16 protein-coding genes, 1 pseudogene and 1 riboswitch are annotated in these 14,714 nt (G+C 63.1%); of the genes and pseudogenes, 9 read left to right on the forward strand and 8 right to left on the reverse strand.

Annotated features, from left to right (window positions below; genetic code table 11):
• Positions 1-9: 9 nt before the first annotated feature.
• The gene (locus CH281_RS12320) at positions 10-225 is read right to left on the reverse strand and encodes a hypothetical protein (protein WP_045840812.1); all 216 of its coding nucleotides are present in this window, start codon (positions 223-225) and stop codon (positions 10-12) included.
• 27 nt (positions 226-252) lie between these two features.
• Positions 253-543 carry a 2TM domain-containing protein gene (locus CH281_RS12325; protein WP_094694436.1) on the reverse strand — a complete coding sequence of 97 codons (291 nt, stop codon included), beginning with the start codon at positions 541-543 and terminating at the stop codon, positions 253-255.
• 337 nt (positions 544-880) lie between these two features.
• Here CH281_RS12325 and CH281_RS12330 point away from each other — a divergent pair, with 337 nt between their 5' ends.
• The 6 genes from CH281_RS12330 (at position 881) to CH281_RS12355 (ending at position 4,404) form a co-directional block, all read left to right on the forward strand.
• Positions 881-1,438, forward strand: coding sequence for a DUF3558 domain-containing protein (locus tag CH281_RS12330; RefSeq protein WP_256983504.1), 558 nt, complete (start codon positions 881-883; stop codon positions 1,436-1,438).
• Positions 1,439-1,447: 9 nt separating this feature from the next.
• Positions 1,448-1,861, forward strand: a complete 414-nt coding sequence (locus CH281_RS12335; protein WP_094694374.1) for a hypothetical protein — start codon at positions 1,448-1,450, stop codon at positions 1,859-1,861.
• A 135-nt stretch (positions 1,862-1,996) separates the two neighbouring features.
• Positions 1,997-2,206, forward strand: coding sequence for a hypothetical protein (locus CH281_RS12340; RefSeq protein WP_094694376.1), 210 nt, complete (start codon positions 1,997-1,999; stop codon positions 2,204-2,206).
• Between the two features lie 136 nt (positions 2,207-2,342).
• A riboswitch (SAM riboswitch) is annotated at positions 2,343-2,462 on the forward strand.
• A 151-nt stretch (positions 2,463-2,613) separates the two neighbouring features.
• A complete protein-coding gene (locus CH281_RS12345) occupies positions 2,614-2,919 on the forward strand; it encodes a mandelate racemase/muconate lactonizing protein (protein WP_256983494.1) in 306 nt (101 codons plus the stop codon).
• Positions 2,920-3,037: 118 nt separating this feature from the next.
• Positions 3,038-3,403, forward strand: coding sequence for a DUF6188 family protein (locus CH281_RS12350; protein WP_094694380.1), 366 nt, complete (start codon positions 3,038-3,040; stop codon positions 3,401-3,403).
• Between the two features lie 218 nt (positions 3,404-3,621).
• A complete protein-coding gene (locus CH281_RS12355) occupies positions 3,622-4,404 on the forward strand; it encodes a hypothetical protein (RefSeq protein WP_143544805.1) in 783 nt (260 codons plus the stop codon).
• Positions 4,405-4,446: 42 nt separating this feature from the next.
• Here the strand turns inward: CH281_RS12355 and CH281_RS12360 are convergent, their stop codons facing one another.
• From CH281_RS12360 to CH281_RS12370, 3 genes are all read right to left on the reverse strand, one after another.
• A complete protein-coding gene (locus tag CH281_RS12360; protein ID WP_094652389.1) occupies positions 4,447-4,824 on the reverse strand; it encodes a DUF6941 family protein in 378 nt (125 codons plus the stop codon).
• Between the two features lie 61 nt (positions 4,825-4,885).
• Positions 4,886-6,196, reverse strand: a complete 1,311-nt coding sequence (gene codB / locus CH281_RS12365) for a cytosine permease (protein WP_094694384.1) — start codon at positions 6,194-6,196, stop codon at positions 4,886-4,888.
• Positions 6,193-6,657 (reverse strand): nucleoside deaminase, encoded by a 465-nt coding sequence (locus CH281_RS12370; protein WP_094694386.1) that lies wholly within the window; start codon positions 6,655-6,657, stop codon positions 6,193-6,195. The genes codB and CH281_RS12370 overlap by 4 nt, the downstream gene beginning before the upstream one ends.
• A 144-nt stretch (positions 6,658-6,801) precedes the next feature.
• On the opposite strand from CH281_RS12370, the gene CH281_RS12375 reads away from it, so the two are divergent.
• From CH281_RS12375 to CH281_RS12385, 3 genes and pseudogenes are all read left to right on the forward strand, one after another.
• On the forward strand, positions 6,802-8,355 hold the full coding sequence (locus CH281_RS12375; RefSeq protein WP_094694438.1) for a helix-turn-helix domain-containing protein: 1,554 nt from the start codon (positions 6,802-6,804) through the stop codon (positions 8,353-8,355).
• Positions 8,356-8,414: 59 nt separating this feature from the next.
• Positions 8,415-8,752: pseudogene (locus CH281_RS12380) on the forward strand (NADP-specific glutamate dehydrogenase); the annotation flags it as partial.
• A 364-nt stretch (positions 8,753-9,116) separates the two neighbouring features.
• Positions 9,117-9,587, forward strand: coding sequence for a GreA/GreB family elongation factor (locus tag CH281_RS12385; protein WP_143544806.1), 471 nt, complete (start codon positions 9,117-9,119; stop codon positions 9,585-9,587).
• Positions 9,588-9,620: 33 nt separating this feature from the next.
• Here the strand turns inward: CH281_RS12385 and CH281_RS12390 are convergent, their stop codons facing one another.
• From CH281_RS12390 to CH281_RS12400, 3 genes are read right to left on the reverse strand one after another with little or no spacing between them, the layout of a single operon-like run.
• Positions 9,621-10,457: an SDR family oxidoreductase gene (locus CH281_RS12390; RefSeq protein ID WP_094694390.1), complete on the reverse strand. Its 837-nt coding sequence runs from the start codon at positions 10,455-10,457 to the stop codon at positions 9,621-9,623.
• 9 nt (positions 10,458-10,466) lie between these two features.
• Positions 10,467-12,398, reverse strand: a complete 1,932-nt coding sequence (locus CH281_RS12395; RefSeq protein WP_094694392.1) for a hydantoinase B/oxoprolinase family protein — start codon at positions 12,396-12,398, stop codon at positions 10,467-10,469.
• The gene (locus CH281_RS12400; protein ID WP_027497755.1) at positions 12,398-14,497 is read right to left on the reverse strand and encodes a hydantoinase/oxoprolinase family protein; all 2,100 of its coding nucleotides are present in this window, start codon (positions 14,495-14,497) and stop codon (positions 12,398-12,400) included. The genes CH281_RS12395 and CH281_RS12400 overlap by 1 nt, the downstream gene beginning before the upstream one ends.
• Between the last annotated feature and the right edge of the window lie 217 nt (positions 14,498-14,714).

Here is a 14,714-nt window from a genome sequence, read left to right on the forward strand (position 1 = left end):
GGCAACAGGTTACCCGGCTAACGCCCCGAGGGCCTGGTAGACGAGAAACGCCGGCCAGACGAACGACTTGAGCACGGCGACAACGTGTTCGCCGAAGCCTGACGCGGCCTGCCACCAGAAGATCAGACTGCCGATGCCGCCGAAGAAGTACACCGCCTCACCTCCGGTTCCCGGAGTGGAACGAGTCGACGTGCGGTGGGTGTGCTCTCGATCTGTAGCGGACATCGAATTCTCCTGCTCGTGGTGGGTGGGTCAGCCTCGTTCTTCAATACGCTTCATTTCGCGCTCGATGAGTGCCTCGCTGGGGGAGTGGCCGAAGGCGTCGTACGCGTCGAACAGCACACCGATTCCCCAGCCCACGATCGAGAAGATCGGCCAGAAGAACGGGCGATCGTTCATCGCCCAAATTCCGGTCAGGCAGCCATTGACTATCAGGTAGATCATCAGATGAACCCGAAAGTCCGCCTGTCGCTTCAAGCGCGCAACCGCCCGCGTCCGTAGATCAGGCTTGTTGGTTACACCCTGCTCTTGTCCAGTGGTCATCACGTTCGCCTTCCCTCTGCGGCTGCGTCGGAAGTTCATCCTCCATCGATGCCGACCGGCGACCCTAGGGCCATGAGTCACCTGGACACGACCCGATCGGCCTGAAAACCACGGGCACCACGACAGAATCGACAACGTCCCTCATTCTGCGATCACGAGAGCGTTTCTCGTCCTGACCTCGAGTAGCCGCCGGACGGTCATGCGTTCTGCATTCGGGACATCGCCGCAACGATTGCCCAACGCCAGGCACATCTGTGTCCGATCCGATGGAACCGATGCATCAGTAGCTGCGTCCAACATCAAGGGTGGGTTCCATGGACGGAGTGCTGTGAGCAAGATGCGATTGCTGATCGCGGGTGCGGTCGGACTGATGCTGGTGGCAACCGGATGCGGAGGCGCGACCGAAGGCGTTCCCGCTGCCGGCCCGTCGACGACATCGGTGATGACGACGGCTCCGGCGAATGGTGCGTGGGATCCGTGCACCATCCCGGACTCGGCCATCGAAGGCGCGGGGTTGGCCGTGGAGACGAAGTCCTCGAACTTGGTGGGGGATCTGCCGATCTCGGAAGACTGGATGACGTGCTTTTGGACTAATCCGCTACCGACGCCGTGGTATCACCTCGGAATCTTCTCGTCCATTGAGGGCCTGGACTACCTACGTGAGCGGGGACCGTTCGAGAATTTCGAGCCCATCGAGGGGTTCGACGGCATGCGCTTCCAGCGGACTATCAAGTACGACGAGGTCAACTGCGGCGTCGCATTCAGCCATGTGGGTGGCGTCGTGTACCTGAATCTCGACGGGATCTTCATGACACCAGCTCTTGGCGATCCGTGTGTGGAAGTTGAACGGTTGGCGCGTTCGCTCCAGCCGTCCTTGCCGACCGAAGGTAGGTGAAGGCAACCGATGGGTTCAGAAACGAACGAGCTTGCATCTTCGATGCAGAAGTGGCGGTCGCTGTCGAGCCAGGCCGAGTCCGGGCAGCTCCAGATTCCCGAAGGTGTTGCGTTCCAGTGCGACGAGGTGTGCGCTGCCTACATCAGACACTTGACGGAAATGCTGGCGAAAACGAAAAACCTGGTCGACATAAAGGCATTCGGCACCTTGGATTCAGCCAGGCAGCTCGGCGAAAAGTTCGAGAGGATTGCCTTCAGTGGCGATCGATCGCTGCGCGTCGTACTGACGCAACATATCGAGGTCATCGAGCTGATGCGGTCGGTGTTCAAGCGCTATTTCGATGAGGCCGAGTACGCCGACCAGCGCACATTGACGTCCATCGCGGAGATCGCCGAGGGTCTGGCAAAGAGATATGCCAGTTGAAGACTCAGCAGTGATTGAAACACGGTGAGTCGCAGGCAGTCCGAAAGTCGCGCACGGACGGCATGGTTCTACTGGTGGTCGTCCCTCATCTGGGCGGTACCGATTACGTTCGTACTCTGCGTGGCGGGCACTGGGATGACTCTGACGATCGCGTATGCGACCGGCGGTGACGAGCACTCCGCGTCGGAGTACGTCAGCACTGCCCTTGTCGGTTTCTTTCTCTGGGGCACAGTCGTATTCGTGGGAACATGTTGGTTTCTGATTCCGTTGGTGACGTCCCTGGCCGCACTGGTCCGCTACCTACGCAGAAACATGGGGCCGGGTGGACGTGATCGTCGACCCTAGGCGACGTCGCTGGTCGATGATGTTGCATGGGGAATGCCCCGGCTCAGCGCTCCAATCACAGTGCGGAATCTGTCGAGCTGCTTCGCCGATCCAGAGGGATTGTCGAGGCCGTACCCCGCGGCTATTGTCGAGGAAGGTCCAAGAGTGACAGCCATAGGTACCTGGCCGGCTGTCCGGCAACCCCGTCTCCATCGACAGGGGTGCCCCAGGGGAAGAACCGGCGCATCCCGCGACTGTGGGTGCGCAAGTCGATGGAGGGTTGCACCTCCAGGACGAGGTGAACTATGTCTGGTCGAGACGAACTCGTAGCAGCGCAAGCCAAGTGGGAACCCATTCCGCCCGAACGTCGTCGTGCCTGGTGCCAGACGCTATTGAGTTACCCGCCGATCTGGTTCGGGGTTTTCCCGATGCTCGAGACCCGAAGGCTGGTACTCGAGGGTGGATACGCGAACAGCGAAGCCTGGACCGATCTTGCGAAACGCGCTGAAGCAGTGGGCTTTACACCGCGGACGTGGCTGATCTTTCGGCAAAGTCTCCAACCCGCGTACCTGAAGGATCAGTTCCCGTCTCATCCCGAGAACATGCCCAAGCGGCGTGGGAACGGTGGTGTCGAGACGGTGGTGGTCGACCCCGAAGATTTCTCCGAGTGGCCATGGCTGTTCGAGGCGGGATATCGCGCGGGGGAGGCCACCTGGCAGGCGTTGTCTCGCTGAAGCCGTCCACCAGGCCTCCGATAGGGCCGCCCTGCCAGTGGAACGGCTGAGGTCGCTGCTGCGTCTGACAGGTCAGTAGCGGCGATGACGGCCGACCTATTCAGGAAGGCGGACACGCGTGGAACTTCCTCTCGTCCGGCACACGATCGTGTCTTTGGAGTTCGGGTTCTCCCTCACGTTGCGTACAGATCGTGATTGCGAAATTCGCATCGAGTCGAACTTTGAAATCACCGAGCCTGGGACCGAGGTGTTTCGAGGCGTGCCGCACATGCTGCTATCCGAAAACGACAGTGTTCAGCGCCTTATCGGCAGGCTGGTCGCGCACGCAAATGCATCAAATGATGGCGATTTACTAGTGGAGTTCGCCGACGGTACTAGGTTGGCAGTTCCCTTCGACCCTGATTTCGAGGCGTGGTCCATCGCAGCGACTGAGGGCTTCAAGGCTGTCAGTGTCGCCGGCGGTGGACTTACGTTGTGGGACTGAAAAAACGATCTGGCCAGTGCTGATGGACCTGACAACAGCCCAAGGCCACGGAACCAGCGCGATCCCTGCTGCGTCTGATCCTGTGGGGCGGCGATCGGGCCGCGTCGGGGAGGTGCAGAAATGGCAGTTCCAACGCGTCGGCGATGCGATCGGTGATGGTGCTGCGGCAGTCGCCGACACAGGTTCGGCAATCGGGGAATTGGCGACGGGGGCGTGGGATGCGATTTTCTGACGTGCGGCCCCGCGAATTGCGGCGCTGGGTGGCATCACCGGGGTCGATGATCGCGCGAAGCGCGATCATCGGGTTCGCGGCGCTGATTGCTCTGTACTTGTGCGTGGTGAGCGTCATGGAGGGAATGGTCGGCTCCGCGCTGTCGACTCTCGGATTCGCTGTGTTTTGCGTCAGCACAGCGGCTTTCGCGTGGACCAACATGCCGTCGCTCGAGACAGGCTCTGACGTCCGCCGATGGGTGCAGGGATCGACCGTGCGCTACAACCCGGTGGGCTTGCGGTTGCTCGTCGTAATAGTCAGCTCTTTGTCGACCTGCACGATCGCGATGGGTTTCACCTCGGGTGGGGCGGGATGGCTCCTAGCGGCAATGGGATTGTCGCTGGCCTCGTTCCTGATTCCAATCCTGTTGCGCTGGATTCGCAACGGCTACCTCGAGCTCTCGGACGACGGTATTCGCCACCGCGGCTGGGCATTCGACCTCCTGGTGCCGTGGGTGGACATCAGAGACACCGCTGTGGTGGTGGAGTCGTACCCGATGGTTCTGGTCAGGGTCGACGAGCTGGCGAAGATGAACCGTCGCTTCACAACCTTGCTCTGGAGAATCGAACTCATGTCGGAAGGCCAGTACATCGAACTGGACTGCAGACGCTTCGATATCCACCCGGTCGCGTTGGAACAATGGATTCGCTTCTACATCGACAATCCGGAGGCCCGAGTCGAACTTGGAACCGATGCAGCAGCAAAGAGGTTGACGAGCGTCGGTGTATAGCGCTGGTGGCAGGCACTCGACCGGTCCGGTGCCGCGCTGAAGTCAGCCGAAGGCGATGCGAAGCCCGACGCTCGCGGTGGCACCACCGGCGCTGAGGATGAAGTTGTGTCGTCCTTCGTCCCGGAACACCATCTGCATCGGCAGGAACCAGAATCGATTCTCGCCGGTGAAGCCGGCACCGGGGATCTGCAGACCCCGCTGATTCACGATGTGTTCGCCCGTCGCATCGAGCACCTCGAGTGTCGCGGGAAAGTCCTTGCCGATGTCGTCGGGTCCCGTCTGTAGCAGCGCGACCAGACGGCATTCGAGCATGCGGGTGTCGCGAGGGACGGTGCAGGTGTCCCAGACACCGCCGAGAATGTCGAGCATGTCTTCGCTGACTCGCGCGTACTCCGCGAAGAACAGCCCGGTGATGATCATCGGCTTCGGCCACCTCTTTCGCCCAACACTGGCCTCGGGGTTGACAGTCGTGTAGACAACCCTAAGCGGCCACGGAGCCATGTGCTGACGCAGCGCCACGTCGATGCAAAACCATTGTCAGTGCGATGGCGACGATGATGCCGATCAACGGTGGGATTCCGATTTCGAGTTCCCCGGACAGCCAAGCAAGGAATGCCGCGAAGGCGTAGACCGCGAGATGTCGCCAATGCACGAGCGGGGGAGTGTGCCCCTCTGGGATACCCCCACGCCAGCGGCACAGGAAGTCACCGATGAGAACCCCGCCTAACGGGGGAATGAAGGTACCGAGCAAGCTCAGGTAGTCGACCAGATGGTTGTGCACACCGACGAGCGCGAGCACGGTCCCGATGACGCAGCCGCCGATGATGAACGGTGCCTTCCGGGGATGCCGGAACATTTCCGCGCCGGCAACACCGAAGGCATATGCGGTGTCCGCGTTGCTCTTCCACAGGTTACCGAAGAGCAGAATCAGGCCCCAGCCGACGAGTCCCAGGTTGTAGAGAACCAGAACGAAATCGCCCTCACCGAAGGTGATTGCTCCGATCGCTCCGAACAGAATCATCATTCCGTTGCCGAGAAGGAACCCGATGATGCACGCCCACGCCGCTTGCGACCCGGATCGTGCGAATCGAGTCCAATTGGGTGCCTGTGTCCCCGCGGAGACGAAAGTGCCGACGACCGTCGTGATGGCGAGCGTGACCGTCATGGTCGTCGTGGGTGCGATCGACGTCAGACCGGAGAACCCACCGACCTCGTCGAGAGAGCGGGAGACCACCCAACACGCCAAGGCAATAATCAATGGCGTCGACACGACCGAGACCCAGTACATCCCGCGGTATCCGTAGCAGGCGGTGATGCACATGAGGATGCTCGCACCGATCATGACCGCCGCCCGCGCGGCATAGGACTCCCAGCCCAATGCCTGCGAGGTGAGCTCACCGATGGTGCCGATGATGACGCCATACCAACCAATCTGCGTACCACCGAGGAGCAACGACGCGAGCTTGGATCCGCGGGTGCCGAAGCTGTAACGCGCCATGAGCACGGTCGTCAAACCTGTACGTGCACCGGCAAATCCCATCATGGCCACGTAGGCACCCAGGATCGCCGAGCCGGCGGCGATCACCAGGATCAACGTCCAGAAACTGAACGCCGTGCCGAGTGCGGCACCGGCCAGCATCGTCGGCGTGAAGATCGTGAACCCCAGCAGCACGATGGCCAACGAGAAGAACGGCTTACGGGCACTGCGGGGAACCGGCGTGACGGGGTAGTCCAGGTCGACCGGTTCGTCGGCCTTCTGTGCGGTGGACTCGTGATCGGCTCGGTTGCTCATGCCTCCTCGCCGATGTCTTCGAGCCACAGGCCTGGGCGCTCCGCCAACATGCGTTCCATGAGCTGCAGACAGGCGGGGTCGTCGACGACATCGAGCTGTACTCCATGCTCGCGCAACAGACTCTCCGACATCTCGAACGAGCGGTTCTCGCCGATGACGATTCGCGGAATCTCGTACAGCAATGCGGTTCCCGCGCACATGAAGCACGGGGACAGGGTGGTGTAGAGAACGGATTTGCGGTACACCGAAGCCGGTAGTCGCCCCGCTCGCTCGATGCAGTCGGTTTCGCCATGACGAATTGCGCTGTTCATCTGCACGCGTCGGTTCCGTCCCACCGCCAGTACTTCGCCGTCGTGCACGAGTGCCGCGCCGATGGGAACGCCGCCCTCCTCCCAGCCGATCTGTGCCTGTTCGATTGCAAGTCCGAGGAAGTACTCGTCGGTGTGCGCGGGATCGGTCAAGGGGTCCTCCTGAAGCGTCTACGAACGATGAGGGTGATGCGTGCCATCAGTCGACCAGGCCTCGCACAGATTGCCAAGGGACAACGTGTCACTCGAGCAATAGTCGATCTGGAGCACTGTGTCCCGTCGGCGGAGCATGAACGAATGCTGCCGACTCTGCGAAACGTTCTGGCGCTGCCGTCTTTCGAAGCGGCTGCTGTCGAGGTACTCACGGGCTCACCCGACACCGTGGTCGTCCGATGGGTGCATTCGTCCGAGGTCTACGAGATGGGCGGCTTGCTGTCGGGCGGAGAGCTGTTGTTGACCACCGGACTCGGCCTCCAGGGACGATCGGCCCAGCAGCTGACCGCCTACGTCGACCAACTGGCCGACGCGGGATGTGCCGCTCTCGCAATGGAAGTCGGACGCTCATTTCTCGTGGCACCGCCGGAATTGGTCGAGGCCGCGCGTCGCCGAGGGGTGGCATTCCTGACGCTGCACACGATCGTCCCCTTCGAGCGGATGGTCGAGGACTTCCACGACCTCGTAATGAGGCGCCGGCTCGGAATGCAGCGCACCGGAGAGCCGGTCTGGCATCAGCTCATGGACCTCGTCGTGGCGGGGCAGGGCATGATTGCCCTACTCGACGCGATCGCACGCCTGGCCGGCTGTGGCGTCGATCTGCTCGACGCGGAGGGCCGCGTCGTCGAACACAACGCTACCGCTGCGCCGCGATCGGCCGATGAAAAAACGGTCCTCGATGTGCGCGGACCCGCGGGCTCGCTCGGTCGGCTCGTGCTGGCCGGACGGACCACCGCACGGCGCTCGGCCATCGGTCACTGCGCGGCCGTGGCGGTAGCTCTGGAACTCGGTCGACATCCCGGCCTCGGTCCCCGGCAGTCCCGTGCACAGGCCGTGATCACCGATCTCGTGGGAGGCACGTCGACCTCACACGGTGACCTGGTCGAGCGCCTCGGCGCAGCCGGTTGGGCACCCACCGAAGGCCACCATGTTCTGGTGGCCGCCGTCGACGTCGATCAACGAACTCCGGCGCGCGAGCTGTTGATTCCGGTTCGAGAGGCGGTCGAGTCCGTCCTCGGGCGGTGTTTGGTCGGGGTGGCTGCGAACCACGTCGTCGTGCTCGCGCAGGGCTGGGTGCAACCGTCCCCTGCGCGAGTTCGCTCCGCGTTCAACGAGATCGAGGCTCTGCTTCGCGGCGGATCTCATGGTTCAGCATTGCGCACGATCGGTGCGTCGGCTCCGGTCCTCGGGTTGTCTCACATCTCCGATGCGATCGGCCGAGCGCGTGAGGTGGTCCAGATCGCGCGGCGCTTCGGAACTCGCACCGGTGTTCTGTGCGCTCGCGATGTCGGTGTTCAACGGTTGCTGGGCGCGTGCGTACCGGCCATGATCACGGAGTTCGTCACCGAACAGCTCGGTGACGTGATCGCTTTCGACACCGAACACTCTGCCGATCTCGTGCGAACCCTCGATGCCTTCGTGGCGAACGGCGGTAGTAAAGCCCAGACCGCGATCGGACTGGGCATCAGGCGACAGTCTCTCTACGCCCGGTTGTCGCGACTCGACACGCTCCTGGGCACCTCGCTCGATGATCCGACGCACCTGGCCGGTCTGGGACTCGCTCTGACGGCGTGGCGTATGCAGACAGGTGTTGACCCGCAGGCCGCATTCGCGCGTACATCGCGATGCGGAAGCTGACCCCACTCGATCGGAAACGTCGTGGACCCAGTCCAGTGAGGCCCCAACCTGTGTGCCCATCTCACGGCGTGAAGGTGGTGGCCGAAGGGGCCAACATGCCGACACACCGGACGCCGTCCAGATCTTCCGCGACGCCTCAGTGGCGTTCGCACCTGGCAAGGCGGCCAATGCCGGGGGAGTGGCTACCTCCGCTCTCGAGATGCAGCAGAACGCATCTCGTGACTCGTGGAGTTTCGAGTACACCGACGAACGCCTCGCCGCGATCATGCACGGAATCCATCACCGAACCATCGCGACCGCCGAGGAGTACGGCAAGCCGGGCGACTTCGTCCACGGCGCGAATATCGCCGGTTTCATCAAAGTCGCCGACGCGATGATCGCTCTCGGCATCGTCTGAAGCACCGCCCTCATCACCGACTGGCCTTTTGTTTTCTTTCGGCTACAGTCGGCTGCACGAGCTCGAACCGAAAGAAGGTGTGTCGCTGTGATCCCCGATGGAGCAGAGGTGCGGTAGCGTTCGCGCTTTCGTCACCTCGTTCGATCCTCGGTCCCTCGACTCCGTCCTGGACCCGATTTCAGCGCCACCACTTTCGACCACCGGCCGTTCTGATCGCGCTCGGTAAAGTCTGTCCGTCGGCTCATCGAGAAACAGCGGTCATCGAATATTCATCTCGAATCGGCGGGCGCAGTTCTGCGTCCGTACATCGCGCAACGACGTGCTGCTCGAGAACTCTCACAACCCCAGTCACACAGGAGAAACCGTGACCACTATCGATCACCTGCCGTTCGACACACCCGCACCCCGTGAGCAACAACTGTCGGAGCTACTGGAGAGCCGAGTGATGGCTTTCAACAACGTTCTGGTGCAACGTGCTTCGGGTGACCTCGACAACAACGACGCGTACCACCGCGCTCGCGCCGAGCTGCAGCGCATCGATCGCACGATCGCAGAAGTGAAGAGCCGCATCGCAGAATCGGACGCATCGAAGACCATCGACCGCGATATCGCCGGGCCAGGATCTGCTGTCACCGTCATGTTCGATGGTGACGAGAAGGACGTGGACACCTTCGTGCTGGTCGAACACGCGATGGAGAGCAGCGGCCGAACCTGCTCGACCGCTTCACCTTTGGGCGCTGCCATGGACGGGAGTCGAGTGCGTGACGTACGCACGTACTCGCTCCCCTCCGGTGCCGAAAGCACAGTGACAATCCTGGGCATCACCTGGCCGTGAGGGTGTTGCAGTGGCCTGCTCGTCGAGAAACGACTAGCTGATCAGCGCACGTACCGGCGTCGGCTCCCGGCCCAACAGGGCTGCGGTGACGGCACTCCCGGCCAGAAAGTCTCGGTCGTCGTAGAACTCGAACATTGCCCCGAGCCGATGTTGCTCATCGGCGGACATCGAGTCGCTGTGCAGCCTCATCCATTCGTCGACACTCGAGGACTTCGAGGCGACCACACGACCGGTGGCCACCTCGACCAGACGAACCACGTCTCGGACACTGAGCGCTTCCGGCCCACCGAGCTCGTACGTCGACCCATGGTGCAGCTCGGGCCCCTCGATGAGGACTCGAGCTGCCACCTCGGCCACATCGTCGAGGCTGATGAACGAGAACGTGGTGTCCAGGCTGTAGGGCACAGCAAGATCGGCAGCAGTCCCGTCCAGAACCGCCTCGAAGTTCTGTGCATAGGCGCAGGGCTGCAGGATGGTCCAGTGCAAGCCCCGCGCCGAACTGAAAGCACGTAGCTCTTCCTCGCAGCGTGCCTTGTCCATGTGATGCGGCATCCGCGGGCTGTACGGCCAGGCCACCGAGTGATACACGACGTGGTCGACCCCTGCCGAAGCCGCCGCGTCCAGCGCCCGCACGAGTAGAGCCGGCTCGTCCGGATGCACATTGGGCGCAATGAAATACACCCCGCGGCACCCGGTGAAAGCCTCGACCAGTCCATCGCCGGTCTCCAGGTCCACCGGAAAGTCCGGAGCAGAACGACTCAGCCGCCGTACCACCGCCACACCGTCGAGTGCAGCTGCGACGGCTCGTCCGGTCTTACCCGTGGCACCGACGATCGCGATGTCAGTGCCACGGGAAACGTCGAGAGTCATCAGGTGATCTCAGCGATCGATGAAGTCGTACTCGGCGAACTTCGCGCCACCGGAGAGGCGTTCGTAGCCGGGCCCACGATCGAAGAACGGCTCATCGAGGCCGCGTGCATTGCGTATCTCCGCGCGAAGCTTCTCCGATGCTTCGACATCCGCAGTCGCTGTGCCCTCGGCAATCACGACGCCATAGTCCGTGGCCGCGAACTCGCGAGAGACTTTGCCCCACAGCACGTCCTGCTCGACGGATTCGATGGGACGCTCGAGCGGATCGCCCCAGCCGCCGCCACCCGTCGTGCGGATGCGGATGGTGTCGCCGGCCAGGATCGGTTCGGCATCGGTCAACGCGTCGAACTCGCGCTCGTTGGGCTGACCCGGATTCAGCGTCACCGAGAACGATCCGCCGGCCTTGCCGCCCTTGACGCCCCAGCACGCGAGAATCGAACGGTCGGCGATGGACATGAAATGCGCATCCTTGAGCATGCGGATGTGCTTCTCGTAACCGAGGCCGCCGCGGTAGCGTCCGGCACCGCCGGAATCCTTGGCGAGGCCGAGCTTTTCGACGATGAACGGGAAGCGGCTCTCGGTGAACTCGGTGGGCAGGTTCCGCGAATCGGGCACAACGTGGATGGTGTCCTCACCGTCCGCGTAATGCCGTCCACCGGAGCCGCCGCCGAGCACCTCACGCATGAGGTACGAGTTGCCGTCGAAGTCGTCGCCGTACACGCCCGTGTAGCGGATGGTTTCCTGATCGGCAGGCATGTTGCCGTCCACAGCTTTTGCCACGACGCCGGCGAGCACACCGAGCAGGCGCAGGATGACGAACGTCCGAGCGTTGGTCGGGGCCGGGAAGATCGGGGTGATGAGCGTGCCCTTTTCGGGGAACTTCATCTCGATCAGCGGGATGACGCCCTCGTTGACGTCGAGCTCGGCCATGCGCTCGGGGGAGTCTGCGAGGTTGCGGAGCACCGGCGCAAGCCATTTGGCCAGGAAGTTGCCGTCGGCGTAATCACCGCAGTGGTTGATCGGGCCCTTGGCCTGTGGCCCGGTGCCGGTGAAGTCGAGGATGAGTCGCTCGCCGCGCTCGTCCTCTGGGCCGGTCTTGGTCAACGTGATGCGCTGAACGTGCAACATGGGCTCGTCGACGCCATCGTGCTCGGCGTAGTCCTCCCAGGTGTACTCGCCCTTCGGGATCTTGCTCAGGATCTCGCGGCGGTAGATCTCGGTGGTGGCATCCATCATCGAGTCGAAGCACGCCTCGACGGTGTCGACGCCGTAGCGCTCGTACAGCTCCGTCATCCGCCGAGCACCCATCAGGCACGCGGAACATTCGGCGTCGAGATCGGCGGCCAACGCGTCGGGCATGCGGGAATTGCGCGTCATGATCGTCAACGCAGCCTGGTTGGGTACGCCCTGATCCCACAGCTTGATCGGCGGAACCATCAGGCCCTCTTCGTACACGGTGGTGGCACCGGACGGCATGGAGCCGGGGCAGCAGCCGCCGATGTCGTCGTGATGGCCGAACGCCTGCACGAAGGCAACGACCGACGGCTCGGTGTCGCCGGGCTTGGTCGCGAACACCGGCACCGTGACGCAGAGATCGGGCAGGTGCCCGATGCCACCCTCGGAGAGATAGACGTCGTTGTGGAAGTAGACGTCACCCGGCTTCATCGTCTCGAGCGGGAAGTCGCGAGCGACCGGATGCACCAGCGCGGAGTAGGAGCGGCCCGTCAGCTTGCGAAGGTTCCGGTCGTGGATTCCGGCGCGGAAGTCGTGGGCATCGCGGATCATCGGTGACCGCGACGTTCGCGAAATGGCCGTCTCCACCTCCATTTCGACGCTTGCGAGGTAGCCGGCCACGATCTCGACGAGAACGGGATCAGGCGCAGGCGCGTCGACCGGAGAGAGCCGGTAGGGCTTGTTGTTCACCATGTCGATGACGGTCATCAGTTCGCTCCGTTCGAGTCGAGAGTGCGGGTGATGCGGACGTTGCCGAACGTGTCGATGCGAGCGGAGAAGCCCGGATCGATCGGCACGGTGGAGCTGAATTCCTCGATGACGGCCGGGCCGGTGATCGTGTCACCGGCACCGAGATCGGCGCGGCTGTAGATCGCGGTCTCGTGCCAGCCGTCGAAGTAGGCCTGACGCGTTCCGGTGCGGGCACTCTCGGCTCCGCTGCCCTCGGCGATCTCGGACAGCACCGGGCGCTTGATGGGTCCGATACCGCTGACGCGCAGGTTCACCCACTCGACGAACTGGCTCTGATCTCCGCGGAAGTCGTAGCCGTACAGCTCGCGGTGTGCTTCGTGAAACGCTTCGGCGGCCTGATCGATGGTGGCCTGAGTAATCTCGCCGTCGGCGATCGGCACCCGAACCTCGAAGGCCTGACCGAAGTAGCGCAGATCGGCCGAGCGTGCGTAGCGACGATCCTCGGCCGCAAAGCCCTCACCGGCGAGCGCCTCGTCGGCCCGAGAGGCCAGCACGGCCAGCTCCGATTCCAGATCCTCGACGCGCAGACGGTCGTGCCGGCTGACATGCGTCTGCACGTAGTCGTTGCGCACGTCGACGGTCAGCAAACCGAACGCCGACACGTTGCCCGGGTTGAGGGGTACCAGAACATCTTTCAGACCCAGGATGTCCACCAGGCGGCAGGCCAGCAGCGAGCCGGAGCCGCCGAACGTGACGAGCGTGAAGTCGCGAACGTCGAGACCACGCTTGACCGAGATCTGCCGCAGCGCATTGGCCTGGTTCCAGGCCGACACCTCGAGGATGCCGGTGCCACAGGCCTCGACTTCGAGCGAGAGCTGATGCGCGAGGTCTTCGATGCCCTTGCGCGCCAGGTCGGTATCGAGCGGGATCTCGCCGCCGAGCAGGTGAGGAGGAATGCGGCCGAGCAGAACGTGGGCATCGGTGATGGTGGGAGCGGACCCACCGTTGCCGTAACACATGGGGCCGGGATCGGCTCCGGCAGAATGCGGCCCGACGCGCAGCGTGCCCTCGGGCGTCATCCAGGCGATCGACCCGCCGCCTGCACCCACGGTGACGACGTCGATCATCGGGATCTTCGACGGGTAGTTGCCGACGCGTCCCTCGGTGGTGAGCGCGGGCTCGCCGCGGACCACGACGGTCACATCGGTGGAGGTGCCGCCGCCGTCGCACGTCAACACCTGCTCGACGCCGGCAGCGCTGGCCACCAGGGCCGCACCCAGAGCGCCGGCAGCTGGGCCGGAGAGCACGGTGGTGATGGGCTGATGCACAACCTCTTTGGCGGACAGGACGCCGCCATTCGACTTCATGACGTAGAACGGCACGTCGCGCGCGTCGCCGGATTCGGTGGCGAACTCCCGCAGCCGGTTGGCGATGTTGTTGACGTAGCTGCGAATGTTCGGCTTGACGGCCGCGTCGACCAATGTGGTGATGGCGCGCTCGAATTCGCGGTACTCGCGCAGCACCTCGGTGGAGATGGAGACCGTGGCCTCGGGGTATTCCTCGAGCAGGATGTCGCGGACACGCTGTTCGTGATCGGGGTTGGCGTAGGAGTGCACCAGGCACACACCCAGCGTTTTGACGCCCTCGGCCTTGAAGAATGCGGCTGCGGCGCGCACGTCGTCGTCGTTGAGGGGGCGAATCTCGTTGCCGTCGAACGAGAGCCGGCCACGAATGGTGCGGACGCGGTGCGCGGGCACGATGCGATCGGGCTTGACCCAGAAGTACGAGTTGCCATAGCCGTCGGGAACCGACTGGCGCGCGATCTCGAGTACGTGCTCGTAACCCTCGGTGGTGATGAACCCCAGGTTCTCCACCTTGCCTTCGAGCAACTTGTTGGTGGCGACGGTGGTGCCGTGGCTGACGGCGCTGAGCGAATCGCCGGATACGCCGAGCTGGCGCAGTACCTTGTCGATGCCGGTCAGGAATCCCTCGGCCGGATCACTCGGCGTCGACGGAGTCTTGGTGGTCACCATGGCTCCCGACTCCTCGTCCACTGCCACGACGTCGGTGAATGTGCCACCGGTGTCGATACCGACCCGAATCTTTCGTGGTTCCACGCTTCCTCCTCGATATGGTTCGTAGGCCACGCGTCCGTTGATCGGATCGGCGGGTACCTGACGTGTACTCATATTCGACCCGTTCTGCTTCTCGGAATCTTTGTCACAAGGTGCCAAACTCCCGCCGGGCATTTGAGCTTCGCGCGCCGTGCAGCAGCTCCGAATTGGCAGTACTTGCAACGACAAAGGCCGCTCACCCCCGATCTACGGGGATGAG

Source organism: Rhodococcus sp. 06-221-2, from assembly GCF_002258365.1.
Taxonomy (GTDB): domain Bacteria; phylum Actinomycetota; class Actinomycetes; order Mycobacteriales; family Mycobacteriaceae; genus Rhodococcoides; species Rhodococcoides fascians.

Excerpts from the sequence above, each read along its gene's own strand:
- CH281_RS12320 (WP_045840812.1), bottom strand. The coding sequence starts at position 225 with ATGTCCGCTACAGATCGAGAGCACACCCACCGCACGTCGACTCGTTCC.
- CH281_RS12325 (WP_094694436.1), bottom strand. The coding sequence starts at position 543 with ATGACCACTGGACAAGAGCAGGGTGTAACCAACAAGCCTGATCTACGG.
- CH281_RS12330 (WP_256983504.1), top strand. The coding sequence starts at position 881 with ATGCGATTGCTGATCGCGGGTGCGGTCGGACTGATGCTGGTGGCAACC.
- CH281_RS12335 (WP_094694374.1), top strand. The coding sequence starts at position 1,448 with ATGGGTTCAGAAACGAACGAGCTTGCATCTTCGATGCAGAAGTGGCGG.
- CH281_RS12340 (WP_094694376.1), top strand. The coding sequence starts at position 1,997 with ATGACTCTGACGATCGCGTATGCGACCGGCGGTGACGAGCACTCCGCG.
- CH281_RS12345 (WP_256983494.1), top strand. The coding sequence starts at position 2,614 with ATGCTCGAGACCCGAAGGCTGGTACTCGAGGGTGGATACGCGAACAGC.
- CH281_RS12355 (WP_143544805.1), top strand. The coding sequence starts at position 3,622 with ATGCGATTTTCTGACGTGCGGCCCCGCGAATTGCGGCGCTGGGTGGCA.
- CH281_RS12360 (WP_094652389.1), bottom strand. The coding sequence starts at position 4,824 with ATGATCATCACCGGGCTGTTCTTCGCGGAGTACGCGCGAGTCAGCGAA.
- codB (WP_094694384.1), bottom strand. The coding sequence starts at position 6,196 with ATGAGCAACCGAGCCGATCACGAGTCCACCGCACAGAAGGCCGACGAA.
- CH281_RS12375 (WP_094694438.1), top strand. The coding sequence starts at position 6,802 with ATGCTGCCGACTCTGCGAAACGTTCTGGCGCTGCCGTCTTTCGAAGCG.
- CH281_RS12390 (WP_094694390.1), bottom strand. The coding sequence starts at position 10,457 with ATGACTCTCGACGTTTCCCGTGGCACTGACATCGCGATCGTCGGTGCC.
- CH281_RS12395 (WP_094694392.1), bottom strand. The coding sequence starts at position 12,398 with ATGACCGTCATCGACATGGTGAACAACAAGCCCTACCGGCTCTCTCCG.